Below are 19,141 nucleotides of genomic sequence, written 5' to 3' on the forward strand. Positions count from 1 at the left end.
TTTCCAGCTTTTTGTGCTAACGCCATTAAAGGTTATTTCTACATATTTTAGTTCTCATTTCCCATCAAAAACCATAAACACTGAAAAAGTGAAGGGCTGTTTTTATAAGCCCACCGGATTTATAATTTCCAGCTTGTCTGCACCAGTACACCCGAAAGCGCACATGAGAGAGCTTAACAATAAAAATTTCTGTAAATTCATTTATGCTCTTATTTATTTTCGTTAGTTAAAGAATAAGGGAAATCTTCATCATTCACTCCCCGTTGCGTATTTGGTGTATGACTCATATCGAAATCAAAAACAGCACCATTCATTAATTCCTCATGTTTCAACCAATTATGGTTGTATTCCTTGCCATTTATTTTTAAGGAATGTATATATCTATTTCCATTTGTGTTGTCGGGAGCATTCAAAATAACCTGTTTTCCATTTTCCAACGTAAGAATCGCTTTTTTAAAGAGAGGGGCTCCCATTACATACTCTCCAGAGCCCGGGCATACCGGATAAAAACCTAAAGCAGAAAATATATACCAGGCAGAAGTCTGGCCGTTGTCTTCATCTCCACAATATCCGTCCGGATAAGGGGTATACAGTTTATCCATTACTTCCCTTAACCAATATTGTGCTTTCCAGGGTTGTCCGGCGTAATTATAGAGATAAATCATATGCTGAATCGGTTGGTTGCCATGTGCATAATTGCCCATATTCATAATCTGCATTTCCTTTATTTCATGGATACACTGTCCATAGTAGCTGTCGTCATAGACAGGAGGGACCACAAAAACTGAATCCAACATAGATACAAAACCCTCTTTTCCTCCCATCAGATCGATAAGTCCCTGTACATCATGGAATACACTCCAGGTATAATGCCAACTGTTGCCTTCGGTAAAAGCGTCTCCCCATTTATACGGACTGAAAGGAGACTGGAACGTGCCGTCTTCATTCTTTCCACGCATCAGTTTGCTATCTTTATCAAAAACGAACCGGTAGTTTTTACTTTTTTCCCGATAAAGGTCTATTTCTTCCTGTGGACGATTTAGTTTCTGCGCCAGTTTCATGATACACCAGTCATCATAAGCATATTCCAAAGTACGGGCAACATTTTCATTAATACCTACATTATAAGGCACATAACCCAATCGGTTGAAATATTCATATCCTAATCTTCCAGTTGAGGGAACCTGGGGATGTACATTATTCGCTCCATGCAGAACGGCTTCGTACAACAGGCTGATCTCTTCTGCCTGACATCCTTTCAAATAAGCATCTGCCACAACAGAAGCTGAATTATTACCCACCATACAGTGACGGTGTCCCGGGCTGGCCCATTCGGGTAAAAATCCACTTTCTTTATAAGTATTCGCCAACCCTTCCTGAATTTCTTTGTTGACGGAAGGATACATCAGGTTCAAGAATGGAAACAAAGCACGGAACGTATCCCAAAAGCCGGTATCAGTATACATATATCCACGCTTCACTTCACCGTTGTAAGGACTGTAATGGACAATATTTCCGGATTTATCTATTTCATAAAACTTACGTGGAAACAACAAGGAACGATATAAGCAAGAGTAGAAAGTACGAAGTTGTTCATCCGTACCACCTTCCACTCTCACTTTGTTCATTACATCATTCCAAGCATCCCGGGCTGCACCTTTTACCTCATTAAAATCTTTATTACCTATTTCTTCTAAATTCAACCAGGCCTGCTCTTCATTAATAAAAGAAGAACTCACCTTCACACCAATCTTTTCACCTTTGCTTGTCTTGAATCCTAATACAGCTCCGACATGGTTATCCTTTACCTCTTTTTTACCTTCTATAATTTTATCTCCACTCCACACTTCTGCCGTGACGAAAGGTTTATCAAATTTCATCACGAAATAATTTCTGAAATTATCCGGCACTCCTCCGCTATTTTTCGTTGTATAGCCGGTTATCGTATTGTGTTCTTCATCTATCTGAATGAAAGAGCCGTTATCAAATGCATCTACTACAATATATGAACCTTCGCTTTCCGGAAAAGTGAACATAAAGTAAGCCGAACGTTCTGTCGGGGTTATCTCTGTTTTCACATCGTGATCGGCCAGATAGACACTATAATAATAAGGTCTTGCCGTTTCAGCCTTATGAGAGAACCAACTTCCCCGTTCGTTTTGAAGAAACTTTTTAGCCCCGGTCACCGGCATCAAAGAAAACTGACCGTAATCATTAATCCACGGACTGGGCTGATGCGTTTGCTTAAATCCTTTTATCTTATCATCAGTATAGCAATAGGTCCATCCGTATCCCATATCTCCCGTTTGTGGTGTCCAGAAGTTCATTCCCCAAGGCAGTGCAATGGCCGGGTAGGTATTACCTGTAGATAATGTAAATTTGGATAATGTGCCAACCAACGGATTCACATAATCAACCGGAGAAAAAGAAGCAGAATCGGTAACCACCTCTTTACTTCTACATGATATAAGTAAAACAGATAAGAACACAATTAAAGGAACTTTTTTCATGGTATCGTTTTTATTTTTTGTTTGATGCAAAAATAGGTTGATGCAATTAACGAAACCATTAACAGAACATTAATAATCGGGGCTACAAATGCTTTCAGAGTACATTTCCGAATTGAAAACATTAACAAGACATTAACCGCTTTCCATAAGGAGGGATACAGCGAGAGATAGGGATATAAGTTCAAGTATGAACGGTTTCACCACAGAGTAACACAGAGTTTTAAAGCTTTATTGAAATGCAGATAAATAGTGCTCCGTGAGACTCTGTGAAACTCTGTGGTGAGTTCAGCTCTTTTCGGATCAGGTTTGAACTAAATATCCAACCACCGATTCACATTATTATTTGAAAAAGCCTGTTATTGATATAGACTCTATCAATAACGGTTCTCTGTATATTTTTTCTTCAACGATTTAGTAATGAAGAATCAAAGTCATCCTCTGCTTAGACATATATGTAAGTAATTCAGCAATAAAAATCCCCAAAAAGAAACAGAATCGCAGGTTTAAGCAATTGAAAATTAAGGACAAACAACAACTTGCATAAAGATCTGATTAACAAACAATTAAAAACCGCATATTTTTCTCTACGAGGAATGAGTCGTTTCTCTACGACAAACGCCCCGATCTCCGTAGAGAAACGAGGCGTTCATCGTAGAGTAACCAATCAAAGAGTCATAAGATATGACAGCAGGTATAAATATCCCAAATAGAGAGTGTTTATTTTGTAAGGAAAATACACTCCTATCAAAATAAACACTCCCTAATAACAATGATATTCTATCGCTTCGCGCTTAATCCGGCAATCTATTCACACCAACACCTTTAAAAGTCATTTCCACCGGTTTTATAAACCCATTCTCATCAAAATACATACGGTCTATACAAACCTCTCTATGATTCGGAGCTGCATCCCCCAACGGATGGCGATGATAAACAATATACCATTCATCTTTTCCGGGAATTTGAATTACCGAATGATGCCCTGCTCCTGTACCCACTTTTTCATCTTGCTGCAATATTTTTCCGATACGCTTAAAAGGACCAAATGGAGAATCTGCAATAGCATAGGCTACACTGTAATCTGAGCCACCCCAACTGCCCTCCGACCACATAAAATAATATTTATTATTCCGTTTCAGCATAAAGGGTCCTTCCACATAATTCTCAGGAGTGACAGATTTATAATACGAACCATCATCAAAAGGAACAAGACTCAATAAATCCGGACTCAACTTTACCATATTGCAATGGTGCCAACCACCATAATACATATAATAACTACCATCATCATCTTTAAAAACAAACTGATCGATAGGCTGGGCACCATTCACAATTTTATCAATCAAAGGTTTACCTAAAGCATCTTTAAAAGGACCGGCCGGATGATCGGCTATGGCTACACCAATCCCCCCATACTGTTCGTCATTCTGTATATCATTACCTCCGAAAAACAGATAATATTTACCATTCGCCTGAACAACAGAAGGTGCCCATAAAGCAAATTCCAACCATTTTATATTTTCAATAGACAATACTTTGGGATGTTTAGTCCAATGTACCATATCTTTGGATGAAAAAGCATCCATATAGGTCTGGATATTATAAACCTGATGGATGGCCCGCGTTTCCTTTTGCAAGCCGACAAAATCTACACTATCGGCTCCGGGAGGAAGATCGGACAAAGTAGGATATATCCAATACTCATTATCAAACACGACTCCTTCCGGATCAGCATACCATCCCTCAACAATAGGATTGCCGCTAAACTCTTCTTTATTACTACATGCCACTAATAATAGCATCAACCCCAATACTGTAACAACATTTTTCATATTTCCTTTTTTAATTAACAAGTAGCAAAAATAGCCCCTGACCGTTAACAATAGTATTAATAATTCATTAACAAATCCCTCCCAGACCCCAATAAGGAGAACCTGAGCATTAACATTTTATTAATTTTTATAATCCCGTGAAAGGTCATACAAAAATATAAATCTTTTTTTTGCAAATCTCATAAACCATATTACCTTTGCATAGAAACAACCGTGAGTATTATGCAAAAAACGATCCTTTTTCTGCTCTTAATATTAAACCCGATACTATTTAAATCACAAAATATTTCATCCGGATTATATTTTGCTGCCCATAGTGCCATTAAAGAAGAGAGAACATCACTTATCCTGTCTCCTGAGTTTGATGCATCAAAAGGCTTCACATTAGACTTCGACATTAAGTTCAGATCAGAAGAACATAATTACGGGTACGTCTTCAGAATCATAGTCGATAATGAAAAAAGTTTTGACTTAATAGCTAATATCACACCAGGGAAAAAAACACTGAATCTAATAGAAGGTGACAACATCTATCTGGCTTTCGATGAAGAACTACTTAAGCAATACACATGGAATAAATGGGTGCATATCCGGTGTTCAATCTATCCGGACAGTCTACGGCTTGTTTTCGATAATCAAACGTTGCAAGACCGGTATAAACCTATAAATATCCAAAATGTGAAATTCTATTTCGGGTATTCCGACCATGATAAATTTCACTCTTCGGATGTCCCTCCGATGTCTATACGTAATATAAAAATTACAGACGGTAAAAATAAAACAATTGCATACTGGCCGTTGAAAGAACATCAGCCATATTCCTGTTCAGACAGTCTGCATCATATTCCGGCAACAGTAACCAACCCCACATGGGAAATAAACAAACATACCAAATGGGTAAAAGAAAAGACGTTGGAATTACCGATATATACACAAATCTGTCATGCTCCTTCAAAAAGCAATATCTATTTTGCCAATAGTTCATCTGTTCTCGTTTATTCGACCATTGATAATACATTAGATACGATTTATTCTGCCCACGGAGCTCCATATACGGAAATAAACAACCAACTCATTTATCATCCATATTATAATGAGTTATGGTCATATGATTTTGACACCCTAAAATGGATTTCTATTTTCAATTTCAAGGACAACACATGGACGAGGGATGACCGTGAAATAAAAAATCCGGAATATTCTCAACACAATACTTTTGTATCTCCCAATGACTCGTGCTTGTATATTTTTGGCGGATACGGTAATTATCAATATAAGAACCAGATACTTAAAAAGAGCCGGACGCAGGATAATTGGAAATCGGTATCGTACAGTGAAGAAATACCTCCACGTTATCTGAGTGGATCAGGTTACAAAAACAGAGACACGATACTGGTGTTCGGAGGATGTGGTAACCCACAAGGAAAACAAGAGTTAGGAATCATCAATTATTACGATCTTTATGCGATAGACATCAACACATTCAAAACAAAGAAATTGTGGACTATCCCCAACGATACAAAGAATTTCGTTATCGGTAATAATATCGTTGCAGATGAAAAAAATAATAGACTGTACGCTTTATGTTTTCCGAATGACTGCTCAAACAGTTATATCCTGCTAAAGTCTTTCGACCTGGATAGTGGAAACAACTGTACGAACTATGCAGATACTATCCCTTTCACCTTTAACGATGTAAATTCATTCTGTACACTCTACTACGACTCTTTGCAGTCACAACTTTATGCGGTAACCAATTATAACCACAACAATAAATCAAATATTAACGTATACTCGTTGGCTTACCCGCCTTTAAAAATAGAAGATACATTGCAAACGGCTACGGGACGTAAAGCACATTCTGCAACGATAGGATTCTTCATAAGTGTAGGAATCTGCATTATTGCAGGTATGGGCTGTATATACTTCTGTTATCGAAAAAGAAGAAGAAAAAGAAACTTTAATCCCAACTCTCCGGTCACTACAAATACGGACCGTCTCCACGAAACAACTTCGGAAGAAGAGAATTATAAACCTAAACCAACTGTCCACAGAAAGTCATCCATTCTTTTTCTGGATGGATTCCAGGTATGGGATAAGAATGGAATAGATATTACCAAATCATTCACTCCCATTTTGAAACAACTGCTGATTCTTATCATATTATACAGCGTAAATAACAAGAAAGGAATTTCGAACGTCACTCTGCGAGAACTGCTTTGGTTTGACAAAATGGATGAAAGCGCCCAAAATAACCGACGGGTGAATATTCGGAAATTGAAACTCTTACTGGAAAAGCTGGATGGTGCCGAACTTGTGAAAGAAAGTACCTATTGGTCTGTTAAGTTTACCCAAACTTATTGCGACTATATAGAAGTATGCAATTGTATAGACAAAGTAAAAAACAACGAACCTATCACAGCAACAAATATCAATGATTTGCCTTTAAACCTACTATCGGGACAATTATTGCCATATGTTCAAACAGACTGGTTGGATTCTTTCAAGTCCAATTATGCCAATTCCGTACTGGATACAGCAATAAGCCTATCCAAACAGGAATATATAAAAGGAAACAACGAATTATTAATTCAGATAGCCAACAGCATGTTTGCACACGACAAAACAGATGAGTATGCATTAATTCTCAAATGCCAGGCACTGTATAAAAATGGCAGAACCAGCTTGGCTAAAACAACATTCGACACATTCTGCAATGAATATAAAGCAATGTTGAATACGGATTATACGAAGACATTCAATGAAGTAATCAATTGTCAATTGTAACCTCTCAACAAGATAAAAGTTAAAAAAATGTATGCTCCTGTTTCACGAAACAAAAGCATACATTCTACTAATAGGATATTCAGATACTTAGATAAAATTTCTGTTCCTTTAAAACAAGATTCTATCTTTAAAGATTCTTTTTTATGGCAAATGTTTCTGTAATGCCTCTACCATCAATGTAATATTGCTCATAAACAATTTCACAGAAATAGCCAGCAGAATAATTCCAAAGAATTTGCGGATGATATAGATACCACCTTTACCCAAAAAACGTTCTACACGTCCCGTCATACTCACCACAAAATAAACCCAAATCATATTCAGTACCAACGCAATGATTATATTGATACTGGCATATTCGGCACGCAACGACAACAGGGTAGTGAAAGCTCCGGCACCTGCTAAAAGAGGAAAGACAAGCGGAACAAGAGTAGCCTCCTTAATAGGGCCCTGATTCTTGAAAATTTCTACATCGAGAATCATCTCGAGAGACATCAGAAAAATAACAAAAGCACCGGCTACGGCAAACGACTCAATATCTACATGAAAGAGCTTTAACATCATATCACCGGCATAGAAAAAACCTATCAACAAAACAAAAGAGATGACAGTAGCTTTCATCGCATTTACATCTTTTCCTTTTTCTTTCAGATTGATAATGATAGGAATAGAACCAATAATATCAATTACAGCAAACAGTACGATAAACGCACTTATCATCTGTTGAAAATTAAATTCTACAAACATCGCTCCTCCTTTTTTTCTGCAAAGATAATCTATTTTTATGCATTTTACAATATTTTTTTTCTTCAATCAGTACGTTCAATTAAGAAATAATAAAAAAAACAAAAAGAGAAGCGAAATGATCACAGCAAGCTCTGATTATAACTACATTTGTTTCAAATTAGAAGATTATACTTGTATGGAAACGATGTTTAACACTTTGTTGCAATTGCCTTTATTTCAAGGACTTTGCCACGAGGATTTCACAAATATACTGGAGAAGGTAAAATTGCATTTCACCAGGCATAAAGCCGGAGAAGTGATTGTAAGAAGTGGAACTCCCTGCAATCAGTTGGTTTTCCTACTGAAAGGAGAACTCTCTTTGCAAACTACCTCAAAGGATGATTTATTCACTTTTATAGAGCACATGGAAGCACCTTATGTGATTGAACCTTATGCCCTGTTTGGTATGAACGTAAACTACGCTTCATCTTACATAGCTCATACGGAGTCACACACCATAAGCATCAGCAAAGCATTTGTTCTTTCCGGTCTGCTCAAATATGAAATATTCCGTCTCAACTACATGAATTTCATCAGCAACCGGGCTCAAAATCTCTATGGCCGTTTGTGGGATGAAGCATATACGGATATAGAAGATAAAATTATTCATTTCATACTGATTCATGCGGAAAGGATGCAGGGAGAGAAAATCATGAAGATTAAAATGGATGATTTTGCCCGCTGTGTAGATGATACACGATTAAATGTATCCAAAGTTCTGAATTCCTTGCAGGAACAGAAGCTATTGGAACTGCACAGAAAAGAAATAATCATTCCGGATGCTGCATTATTGGCGGAATGGAATGAAAAAAGAAAATAACGGCTAAAAAAATAGCCTCAACTTTTAAAGGTTGAGGCTATTAAAGATTTAACTAACTTCTCCAATTTTAAATAGGGACATTCGGGAAATACATAAAATCAGGGATATTATTAAAATCCTAAAGTTAAATCCAACTAATTCATAGCGAGTTAGTTGGATTTTTCTTATCTTTAGATATTTCCCCGAAAACCCAGTTTGACGACTAAATCGGTGGCAATCAATAAAAATCGTCAATGCTATCCGTCAGGAACTGGCTTCAAGACTGGAGATTGAATCTTTACAGGAAATTTTAGCTGAATATTGGAAACCCTACCTGGAAATACATACGGCCAATGCTGTTTGTATAAATCTATCCGGTCCAATGGAATATCAGAAAACAAGAAGAAGATAGTTAAATAATTATCTTTTTTTGAGTTTTGCATTTTATTATATGTTCCACAATTTTTGTTTTTTCTGAATAAAACGGTAATATTGTAGTATTATTCATTTTATGATGATTTTAGCTATGTATAATACACTCTTTTTGTCAATGATTTATACAGGATTCAAACGTGTCGGGACCTGGTGGAATTATAAAAATGTGATTAGTCCTTTTTATCGATTGTATTATGTAGAAAAAGGAAAAGGGAAAGTATATATCAACAATCTTTTGTATGAATTGACTCCTGGTACTCTTTTCTTAATCCCTAAATTTACATTTCATAGTTATGAGTGCGACGATTTTATGGATCATTATTATATCTGTTTTTTTGATGATATGGCAGGAAGTGTCGGGATACCGAGCCCTATGCAGATGAACTTTAAAATAGTAGCTCATACGACGGATATTAATTTAATTAAACGTTATTTGAATATAAATCCATCAAAGTCGCTTGTTGTTTCAGATCCCCAGTATTATGATAATGATAAGACAATATATGAGTTTCATGAAAAAGATTCTTCTTATATGGCTCAATCAATAGAAAGTAACGGCATTCTATTGCAATTGTTCTCCCGCTTTGTAACAGTAAATAGTGTAAAGCAACCCACAACCAATAACTCATATGAAAAACTTGATGTAGTGGTTCAATATATAAACAAGCATTTAACCAAACGCATTGCTGTAACTGAGTTAGCCCAATTAGTATATCTCACCCCTAATCATTTTTCTAAGATTTTTAAGAAAGTGATGGGTATGTCTCCCTGTGAATTTATTCAAATGAAACGCATAGAGCGAGCACAAGCATTATTGTTGACATCTCGTATGAGCATTATGCAGATAGCAGAAAGTGTAGGTATTTATAATCCTGCTCAATTTACCCGTCTGTTTACCAAAATATCTCAATGCCCTCCTAAAGAGTATCGGGCAAAGCAATTAAATATATAAAGACATTACTGTCCACTAAAAATGTGTACGTTAGATAGTAAGTTCGCCAATTACCTCAAAGTATATATTCTATTTATACAATCTTTAGACAATCAAATAGTTGAAACTATATATTTATTTTTCTTCTTCAAAAACAGGAAAAAATGAATTGCAGATATATGACAAATTAATTCATTTGCTTATTTCTTAAGGATCATTATAGGCTATATCGACAGGAATCTGGGTAATATTCGGTCAGTATCTTTAAAATAGTCAAAAAAAACTCGATTTATGACATTTTTTTTATCTCCTTCATTTCTACCTTTGCATCATCTTAAACAAATAAATATCCTAAAAAACATGAAAAGACTATTTTTTACTTACATTTTTTTAATTACATTAGTATTGCAAAGCGTCTATGGGCAAAGGCTTATTCTTCCTGTTCCTTCTAACACTCCCAATAAGGCACAGCAAAAACAAATAGCACGTAAATATGGTATGTTTATTCATTTTGGCATCAACACTTTTCATGATGAAGAATGGACGGATGGCTCCAAACCGGTTTCCAGTTATTGCCCTACTAATGTTGATGCAGATCAATGGATAAAAACTGCCAAAGAAAGTGGTATGAAGTATGTTATTTTAGTAACTAAGCACCATGACGGATTCTGTCTTTGGGATAGTAAATATACGGAATATGATGTTGCAAATTCAGGTAATATTACCAACGTCGTGGAAGCCGTTGCTAAAGCTTGTAAAAAATATGATATAGGTCTTGGGCTATATTATTCATTATGGGATCGCAAAGTAAATGGTAATGTGAAAGATCAAAGTCAAGATATGGCTTACAATGAATATATGATTAAACAACTGAAAGAACTAATCAAGATTGTGAAGAAATACACACATATTGTGGAATTCTGGTTTGATGGTAGTTGGGTGAAGCAAAGTTATCGTTGGCCAATAACAGATATTTACCAAACTATTAAATCGAAAGAACCGGAATGTCAAATCGGTATTAATAATACCATTGGCCTGCCGGAAGATATAAGTAAAGCTGTACTTCCAAAAGATCAAAAAGCAGGTTATCCCATTCGTTATTTCCCAAGTGACTTTAGATTGTTCGATCCTCATTTACCCATTGATGATGATCCTAAGATATTTACTCACGATGGTAAAAACTACTATATGCCGTGGGAATCGACAGTGTGCATCAGCGAACGTTGGTTTTATCATACTAAAGACACAAAGTTTAAATCAATAGATGAATTAGAAAAAATATATAAACAATGTACAAAAAATAACAATATCTTAATACTAAACTGCCCTCCTAACAGAAAGGGAGAAATAAGGACAGAAGATATTGCCATACTAAAAGAATTACGTAAACGGTTGAATTTATAAGATAATACGGAAGATACTATGCTAAGAACTCAGTCGTGTATGTTGCTGTTAAGATGTTCTACCAGTAGCCTGCCAGAGAATCCGGTGTAAGCCTTCAATACCATAAGGGCGATCTTTACTGGAGGACTGAAACTGTTCCCAGCCAGTGCTGTGACAGACCGACCTCTTTGGCTATACTGTCGAATGGAAACACGGAATGAAGATTTCCAAGTTCACTCTCACCAAAACTCTTACGATATTTTTCCAGAATATCGAATTCTGTAAAGCCCAAAGTAGGGTGGATTTCTGAAATATTTTGTATCTTAGCCATATCTTAATTTGGATATTTCCCCCGTTTTGCCCGTCAAACCTTATTTGCGGGGGAATATCTAAAGATACAAAAAAGCCAACTAATTCGCAACACTTTGAATATGAATCAGCTGGCCAATTTTATATTATTTACTAAATGTCCCTAAATATATTGAATCCGTATCAAACGAAACAATCTATCATTCTTTTCCATAGTGTAACAAATAATAAATAGAATACTACCAATCATTATTTTCATTCCCTACCAGACCATTCTTTGCTGCTTCTTCTATTTTATCCATGATGACATTTGAATAAGCATGTGTCATAACAAGTGCCTTAGAAGAACTCTTTTTAGCCTTATATCCATCTTTCATTTGAAATGGAAAGCATTTTTCAATAGCCCACTTTTCTACAGATTTTGTAGCCTGGGTACCCCCAATTGCTCCCATTATACCGCCACCTACATATTTATTAACATCGTAGTTTTGAACAGTATAAGTAACACGAATTTTACCCTCTTTAATATCTACTCTGATAATAGGATATATGCTGATAACATAAGAATTCATACCTCCTGCATGAGACGCAATTCCTCCTATAAACCCTTTGGCAATTATCACACCAGCCTCTTTATCATTAAGTTGAATAACAGCATCAGCATCGTTGAATGTAGCAGTGAACCAATAATTAAGGGCAACATAAAGTTGTTCTTTTGTTTGTTCTCCACAATCTATAACTTGAACATAAGTCAATGAATTGTTTTTGTCTAATGAAACTTTTGTTCCTAAGTTTTCAGCGGCTTCAGTCCATTTATCTCCAAAATTCTCAACCGCATACTTCTCAAGTTCTTCAGCACGCATAATTTGAGCACTTATACATACTGTCATAACGCATGCCAGTGCACTAATAAAAAATCTTTTCATAATTGTTAAACATGCATCGCTGGCTCGTCAATGCTCTTAATTAATAAAGGAATATTATTAACACATAAAGAAAGCGTGAACCAATAGTTCAATATTCCAATAATAAAAGTTCTCAACTACCTTAAAACGGAAAAATAGAAAAAGTCAACTCACACTTATTATCGTATATGCTACAAATCATTATAACGCTAATAACGAGTTTTTTTCATCTCTACCACCTTAGATAATATATTAAGTTTATCATTTTAAAAAGAACTAAACGCATCCTATATATGTTCGTTGTTTTATACAACAATGCAAATATAAACATTTTTTAATAAAGACTCAAAATTTACAAATTATTTGTTTAAAAAGATGTATCCAACCACTACCAACTTTCCCTATTTAGAAACACATTTCCCATTCTATAACATTGATAATCAGAAAACAAGAAAGTACGTACTTTCTTATAAAAAAATACGTATTTGACACACTGTTAATTAGAATTTTAAGTGTGTGTTAAAATACTAATCTTATAATCATAAAAACACATAAGAAACTTTCATTAAATTAAGTATATTCTTTTCTTATACAATAATGAGGGGGTCCGAAAAAGGGTACCCTCCTGTTTTTTTTGTAAAAGTCCGAACTTTCTCAAGCTCGGACTTTTGCACAATAAAAAAGAGGGGATCCTTTCGGACACCCTCATTTGAATAAACTCTAAAAGGAACTACTAATCACTCCCACTCTATAGTTGCCGGTGGCTTGGAACTGATATCATAAGTTACGCGATTCACACCCTTCACCTTATTAATTATATCATTAGAAACTTTTCCTAAGAACTCATAAGGCAAATGTGCCCAATCAGCTGTCATTGCATCGGTAGATGTCACAGCACGCAGTGCAACAGCTCTTTCATAAGTACGTTCATCTCCCATTACACCTACAGACTGAACCGGAAGCAAGATAACACCTGCCTGCCATACCTGGTCATACAATCCCCAATCTCTCAATCCTTGAATAAAGATATCATCGGCATCCTGCAAAATAGATACTTTTTCCGGAGTTATATCACCTAAAATACGCACAGCTAATCCAGGTCCGGGAAATGGATGACGCGTAATCAAATGTTCAGGCATACCCAATTCGCGACCTACACGGCGAACTTCATCCTTAAACAAAAGACGAAGCGGTTCACAGAGTTTCAAGTGCATTTTTTCAGGCAATCCACCTACATTGTGATGACTCTTGATGACTGTGCCCGTGATAGACAATGATTCGATGCAGTCCGGATAGATTGTACCCTGTGCCAGCCATTTCACATCTTTAATCTTATGTGCTTCTTCATCAAATACATCGATAAAGCCTTTACCTATGATCTTCCGTTTACGCTCTGGTTCAGTTACGCCCTCCAGCTCTGCAAAGAACTTAGCACTGGCGTCCACACCAATCACATTGAGACCAAGGCATTCATAATCATGCATTACGTTTTTAAATTCATTCTTACGAAGCATACCGTGATCAACAAAGATACAAGTAAGATTCTTACCAATAGCTCTATTCAATAATACGGCAGCCACTGATGAATCAACGCCGCCACTTAAACCAAGCACTACCTTATCATCACCCAACTGAGCTTTCAGTTCGGCTACTGTACTTTCAATAAACGAAGCCGGAGACCAATCTTGCTTACAACCACAAACATCTACCACAAAGTTCTTCAACATCTGTGTTCCGTCTTCACTATGAAACACTTCCGGATGAAACTGTACACCCCATACCTGTTCTCCCTCAATCTGATAAGCAGCTATTTCTACTTTATCAGTAGAAGCTATTTTCCTGAAGTTGGAAGGAATAGCTGTAATAGTATCTCCGTGGCTCATCCACACCTGGGTACCTTCTTTCACCCCTTTGAACAACACGTTGTCCTTACAGAAAGAAGCTAAGTGGGCACGACCGTACTCACGCGTACCTGCCGGTTCCACTTTTCCGCCATTCGTATAAGCCATGAACTGTGCACCATAGCAAATGCCCAAAATAGGATATTTACCCCGTATCTCGCTCAAGTCTACCTTGAATGCGCTTTCATCATATACTGAGAAAGGGCTTCCGGAAAGGATAACACCTTTTACACTTTCATCTCCTTTGGGGAACTTGTTATAAGGAACAATTTCACAATACGTATCCAGCTCGCGTACACGACGTCCAATAAGCTGCGTAGTCTGCGATCCGAAATCAAGGATTATTATTTTTTCCTGCATATAAATGGTTGGATTTTGAATAAATGATCTGCAAAAGTATAAAAAACTATGCAATCTACTTGAACAATAGTCTATTTATTTTCCTTTTTGCTCCTTTAGCAAGTCACGTATTTCAGTCAGTAACACCTCTTCTTTAGTAGGAGCCGGTGGTGCGGGGGGCGTTGCAGGAGCAGCAGCTTCTTTCTTTGTGGTCAGTTTGGTCAACAATCGTATAAATAAGAATATAGAAAGGGCAATTATCAGAAAATCAAAAGTAGCCTGCAAGAAGTTTCCATAATTCAACGTCACAGCAGCAATTTCTTTTCCATCTATCACCTCAGCAGGCTTCATCACCCACTTCAAATCCGTAAAGTTCACTCCACCTACCAGCAATCCGAGAGGAGGCATTATGACATCAGCCACCACTGATGACACTATTTTACCAAACGCTCCACCGATGATAACACCGACGGCCATATCAATCACATTTCCCTTCATGGCGAAAGCCTTAAAGTCCTGTAAAAAAGTACTCTTTCCCATCTTTTTTTATATTTAATATTAATTTCATGTGCGAATATAAAAACATTTTCTTACTTTTGCACCGCATTTAGAAAAGAAATGCAAGTTCAGAAATATATTTGAACAAATATTATAAAACCCTTAAAAGTTTAAACAAAATGATTAAAGTAGGTATTAACGGTTTCGGCCGTATCGGACGTATGGTGTTCCGTGCTGCAGTTAAGAACTTTGGTAACGATATTCAAATCGTAGGTATCAATGACTTGTTGGATGCTGATTATTTGGCATACATGTTGAAGTATGACTCAGTACACGGTCGTTTTGATGGTACTGTAGCTGTAGAAAACGGTGCTTTGATTGTAAACGGTAACAAAATCCGTTTGACTGCAGAGATGGATCCTGCTAACTTGAAATGGAACGAAGTTGACGCTGACGTTGTTGTTGAATCAACAGGTTTCTTCCTGACTGACGAAACAGCTCGCAAACATATCCAGGCTGGTGCTAAGAAAGTAATCATGTCTGCTCCTTCTAAGGATGCTACTCCTATGTTCGTATATGGTGTTAACCACGATACTTACGCAGGTCAGGACATTATCTCTAACGCTTCTTGTACTACTAACTGCTTGGCTCCTATCGCTAAAGTATTGAACGACAAGTTCGGTATCGTTAAAGGTTTGATGACTACAGTTCACGCTGCTACTGCTACTCAGAAAACAGTAGACGGTCCTTCTAAGAAAGACTGGAGAGGTGGTCGTGGTATTCTTGAAAACATCATCCCTTCTTCAACAGGTGCTGCTAAAGCTGTAGGTAAAGTATTGCCGGTATTGAACGGTAAACTGACTGGTATGGCATTCCGCGTTCCGACTTCTGACGTTTCTGTAGTTGACCTGACAGTAGTTCTGGAAAAACCTGCTACAGTAGAAGATATCAACGCTGCTATGAAAGAAGCTTCTGAAGGCGAATTGAAGGGTATCCTTGGCTATACTGACGATGCAGTTGTTTCAACTGACTTCCGTGGTTGCGCTATGACTTCAATCTTCGATTCTAAAGCTGGTATCTCTTTGGATTCTAACTTCGCTAAAGTTGTATCTTGGTATGACAACGAGTGGGGTTATTCAAACAAAGTTTGTGAAATGGCTCGCGTTATCGCTAAGAAATAATCATTCACAATATGATTCAAGTAAAGCTGTTTCGGTTTCCGAAGCAGCTTTTTTCATATATTCATTTTTGATCCGAAATGAGCAAAACTCACCACAGAGTAGTATTTATCTGATGAAACGCAGATTAAAAGGCTGTAGTTCTTTATCATACATTTGTTTCCCTTTACGAAAATCTGCGTTAATCCGTGTTTCAATAAAGATTTAAACTCTGTGGAACTCCGTGTTACTCTGTGGTGAAATCATTCAGAAAAAACTAAAACGCCCTCTATTAATTAACAAAATTATATTAATCTGCGAAATAATCCTTATTCACTAATACTTTGTTAAAAAGCAGATCATTCCTACTGTAAGTATCCACTATTTTAGTAATTTTGTAACTCATAAGTATAAACCAAATCATTCATAATCCGGCTTATATGAAGAGACTAAACGTAATATTGATTTTACTTTGCATTATTATTAATATGATGAACGCCCAAAACCCTTTTTTTGAAAAGTATACTACACCGTATGGAACTGTCCCATTCGATAAAATAAAAACAGAACATTATGAACCTGCCATCCGTGAAGGAATCCGTCAGCAGGCAGCTGAGATAGATGCTATCGTTAATAACCCGGAAGCACCGACTTTTGCCAATACAATACTGGCATACGAAAAGTCAGGCGAACTATTGGATCGTGTAACGACTGTATTCGGTAATCTACGTAGTGCAGAGACGAATGATGATCTGCAGATACTGGCACAGGAAATGATGCCACTTCTTAGTGAACACAGCAACAATATCAGTCTGAATGAAGAGTTATTTAAACGTGTAAAAGCTGTCTATAACCAAAAAGAGCAATTAAACCTAACTCCGGAACAAACCAAGTTACTCGAAAACATATATGATGGTTTTATCCGCCGGGGAGCCAATCTGCAAGGAGAAGCCAAAAAGCAATACCGTCAATTAACGAAAGAATTGAGCAGCCTTACATTGCAGTTCAGCGAAAACAACCTGAAAGAGATAAATAATTATCAGCTTGTGCTTACAGACAAAGCACAACTTGCCGGACTCCCGGAAAGCGCCATAGAAGCAGCAGCTGAAACAGCCAAGGAAAAAGGTGTAGAAGGCTGGGTATTCACTCTACAGGCACCAAGTTACATCCCTTTCATGACTTACGCCGACAATCGTGATCTACGTCATGAGCTTTACATGGCTTATAATACCAAATGTACCCACAACAATGAGTACAACAATATCGATATTGTAAAGAAGCTCGTTAATACCCGAATGGCTATCGCACAATTGCTGGGATATGAAAACTTTGCCCAATACACTTTGAAAAAGCGGATGGCAGAAGACAGTGATGCGGTTTACAATCTGCTCAACCAACTTTTAGAAGCGTATACTCCTACTGCAAAGAAAGAATACCAGGAAGTACAGGAGCTGGCACGCCAGGAACAAGGTGCAGAGTTCACCGTTATGCCTTGGGATTGGAGTTACTATTCTAATAAACTAAAGGATAAGAAGTTCAATATTAATGAAGAAATGCTACGTCCTTATTTTGAACTGGAAAAAGTAAAAGAAGGAGTATTTGGCCTGGCAACCCGCTTGTATGGAATTACCTTCAAAAAAAATACCGATATTCCGGTCTATCACAAGGATGTGGATGCCTATGAGGTACTTGACAAAGATAATAAAACGCTCGCTATACTTTATACAGACTTCCACCCACGTACAGGGAAACGTGCAGGTGCGTGGATGACCGAATATAAAGGCCAATGGATAGACGAAAAGACAGGAGAAAACAGCCGGCCACATGTGTCTATCGTGATGAACTTTACAAAACCAACAGGAAACAAACCCGCCTTACTGACTTTTGACGAAGTGGAAACATTTCTCCATGAATTCGGGCACAGTCTGCATGGTATGTTTGCTAATTCTACTTACGAGAGCCTCAGCGGCACCAGCGTTTATTGGGATTTTGTAGAGTTACCTTCACAAATTATGGAAAACTTTGCTATCGAAAAAGAATTCCTCAATACGTTTGCCCAACACTATCAGACGGACGAAAAGTTACCCGAAGAACTGATAAAACGCATGGTAGATGCTTCCAATTTCAATGCTGCTTATGCCTGTCTGCGTCAAGTTAGTTTCGGTTTGTTGGATATGGCATGGTATACCCGTAATACCCCTTTTGAGGGAGATGTGAAAGAGTACGAACAACAATCATGGGCCAAAGCACAAATATTACCGGTTGTGAAAGATGCCTGTATGAGTACACAGTTCTCACACATCTTTGCCGGAGGATACTCTGCCGGATACTACAGTTATAAATGGGCGGAGGTATTGGATGCGGATGCTTTCTCGTTGTTTAAACAGAAAGGTATATTTAGCAGGGAAGTTGCCGAATCATTCCGCAACAATATTCTGTCAAAAGGTGGAACGGAACATCCAATGATACTTTATAAGCGCTTCCGTGGACAAGAGCCTACAATTGACGCATTGCTCATCAGAAATGGTATTAAAGAAAACACTGGAAATTAAAAACTGAAGATTAGAAA

At 37.1% G+C, this 19,141-nt stretch carries 12 protein-coding genes and 2 pseudogenes; 7 read left to right on the forward strand and 7 right to left on the reverse strand.

All coding sequences use genetic code 11. The features are described 5' to 3' along the window. Positions 1-209: 209 nt before the first annotated feature. Positions 210-2,510, reverse strand: a complete 2,301-nt coding sequence (locus tag VCM39_RS17075; RefSeq protein WP_322932746.1) for a GH92 family glycosyl hydrolase — start codon at positions 2,508-2,510, stop codon at positions 210-212. 791 nt (positions 2,511-3,301) lie between these two features. Continuing rightward, entirely contained in the window at positions 3,302-4,342 is a 1,041-nt protein-coding gene (locus tag VCM39_RS17080; RefSeq protein ID WP_322932747.1) for a glycoside hydrolase family 43 protein, read from the reverse strand. A 222-nt stretch (positions 4,343-4,564) separates the two neighbouring features. Between VCM39_RS17080 and VCM39_RS17085 the strand changes: the two genes are divergently transcribed. Continuing rightward, positions 4,565-7,129, forward strand: coding sequence for a hypothetical protein (locus VCM39_RS17085; RefSeq protein ID WP_289293931.1), 2,565 nt, complete (start codon positions 4,565-4,567; stop codon positions 7,127-7,129). A gap of 141 nt (positions 7,130-7,270) precedes the next feature. Here the strand turns inward: VCM39_RS17085 and VCM39_RS17090 are convergent, their stop codons facing one another. After that, complete coding sequence (locus tag VCM39_RS17090; RefSeq protein ID WP_289293933.1) at positions 7,271-7,876, reverse strand: MarC family protein; 606 nt, start codon at positions 7,874-7,876, stop codon at positions 7,271-7,273. Between the two features lie 175 nt (positions 7,877-8,051). Between VCM39_RS17090 and VCM39_RS17095 the strand changes: the two genes are divergently transcribed. The 4 genes and pseudogenes from VCM39_RS17095 (at position 8,052) to VCM39_RS17110 (ending at position 11,484) form a co-directional block, all read left to right on the forward strand. Beyond that, positions 8,052-8,735, forward strand: a complete 684-nt coding sequence (locus VCM39_RS17095) for a Crp/Fnr family transcriptional regulator (protein ID WP_221650617.1) — start codon at positions 8,052-8,054, stop codon at positions 8,733-8,735. Positions 8,736-8,958: 223 nt separating this feature from the next. After that, positions 8,959-9,054, forward strand: a pseudogene (locus tag VCM39_RS17100) (transposase); the annotation flags it as partial. A 171-nt stretch (positions 9,055-9,225) separates the two neighbouring features. Beyond that, positions 9,226-10,101, forward strand: coding sequence for an AraC family transcriptional regulator (locus VCM39_RS17105; protein WP_255586027.1), 876 nt, complete (start codon positions 9,226-9,228; stop codon positions 10,099-10,101). 339 nt (positions 10,102-10,440) lie between these two features. Then, positions 10,441-11,484 (forward strand): alpha-L-fucosidase, encoded by a 1,044-nt coding sequence (locus tag VCM39_RS17110; RefSeq protein WP_221650582.1) that lies wholly within the window; start codon positions 10,441-10,443, stop codon positions 11,482-11,484. Positions 11,485-11,519: 35 nt separating this feature from the next. Here VCM39_RS17110 and VCM39_RS17115 read toward each other — a convergent pair. From VCM39_RS17115 to mscL, 4 genes and pseudogenes are all read right to left on the reverse strand, one after another. Continuing rightward, a pseudogene (locus tag VCM39_RS17115) lies at positions 11,520-11,794 on the reverse strand (DDE transposase); the annotation flags it as partial. 217 nt (positions 11,795-12,011) lie between these two features. Beyond that, positions 12,012-12,698, reverse strand: a complete 687-nt coding sequence (locus tag VCM39_RS17120; RefSeq protein WP_221650581.1) for a DUF4468 domain-containing protein — start codon at positions 12,696-12,698, stop codon at positions 12,012-12,014. Between the two features lie 716 nt (positions 12,699-13,414). Then, a complete protein-coding gene (gene guaA, locus VCM39_RS17125) occupies positions 13,415-14,938 on the reverse strand; it encodes a glutamine-hydrolyzing GMP synthase (protein ID WP_221650580.1) in 1,524 nt (507 codons plus the stop codon). A gap of 75 nt (positions 14,939-15,013) precedes the next feature. Further along, on the reverse strand, positions 15,014-15,457 hold the full coding sequence (gene mscL, locus VCM39_RS17130) for a large-conductance mechanosensitive channel protein MscL (RefSeq protein ID WP_221650579.1): 444 nt from the start codon (positions 15,455-15,457) through the stop codon (positions 15,014-15,016). Between the two features lie 137 nt (positions 15,458-15,594). Here mscL and gap point away from each other — a divergent pair, with 137 nt between their 5' ends. Together gap and VCM39_RS17140 are read left to right on the forward strand one after the other, a co-directional pair. Next, on the forward strand, positions 15,595-16,596 hold the full coding sequence (gene gap / locus VCM39_RS17135; protein ID WP_002559487.1) for a type I glyceraldehyde-3-phosphate dehydrogenase: 1,002 nt from the start codon (positions 15,595-15,597) through the stop codon (positions 16,594-16,596). 455 nt (positions 16,597-17,051) lie between these two features. Beyond that, a complete protein-coding gene (locus VCM39_RS17140) occupies positions 17,052-19,124 on the forward strand; it encodes a M3 family metallopeptidase (RefSeq protein WP_155896551.1) in 2,073 nt (690 codons plus the stop codon). Positions 19,125-19,141 lie beyond the last annotated feature (17 nt).

Origin of the sequence: Bacteroides mucinivorans (genome assembly GCF_034654355.2) — a bacterium.
GTDB lineage: Bacteria > Bacteroidota > Bacteroidia > Bacteroidales > Bacteroidaceae > Bacteroides > Bacteroides nordii.

Excerpts from the sequence above, each read along its gene's own strand:
- VCM39_RS17085 (WP_289293931.1), top strand. The coding sequence starts at position 4,565 with ATGCAAAAAACGATCCTTTTTCTGCTCTTAATATTAAACCCGATACTA.
- VCM39_RS17075 (WP_322932746.1), bottom strand. The coding sequence starts at position 2,510 with ATGAAAAAAGTTCCTTTAATTGTGTTCTTATCTGTTTTACTTATATCA.
- VCM39_RS17105 (WP_255586027.1), top strand. The coding sequence starts at position 9,226 with ATGATGATTTTAGCTATGTATAATACACTCTTTTTGTCAATGATTTAT.
- mscL (WP_221650579.1), bottom strand. The coding sequence starts at position 15,457 with ATGGGAAAGAGTACTTTTTTACAGGACTTTAAGGCTTTCGCCATGAAG.
- guaA (WP_221650580.1), bottom strand. The coding sequence starts at position 14,938 with ATGCAGGAAAAAATAATAATCCTTGATTTCGGATCGCAGACTACGCAG.
- VCM39_RS17080 (WP_322932747.1), bottom strand. The coding sequence starts at position 4,342 with ATGAAAAATGTTGTTACAGTATTGGGGTTGATGCTATTATTAGTGGCA.
- VCM39_RS17120 (WP_221650581.1), bottom strand. The coding sequence starts at position 12,698 with ATGAAAAGATTTTTTATTAGTGCACTGGCATGCGTTATGACAGTATGT.
- VCM39_RS17095 (WP_221650617.1), top strand. The coding sequence starts at position 8,052 with ATGGAAACGATGTTTAACACTTTGTTGCAATTGCCTTTATTTCAAGGA.
- VCM39_RS17090 (WP_289293933.1), bottom strand. The coding sequence starts at position 7,876 with ATGTTTGTAGAATTTAATTTTCAACAGATGATAAGTGCGTTTATCGTA.
- VCM39_RS17110 (WP_221650582.1), top strand. The coding sequence starts at position 10,441 with ATGAAAAGACTATTTTTTACTTACATTTTTTTAATTACATTAGTATTG.
- gap (WP_002559487.1), top strand. The coding sequence starts at position 15,595 with ATGATTAAAGTAGGTATTAACGGTTTCGGCCGTATCGGACGTATGGTG.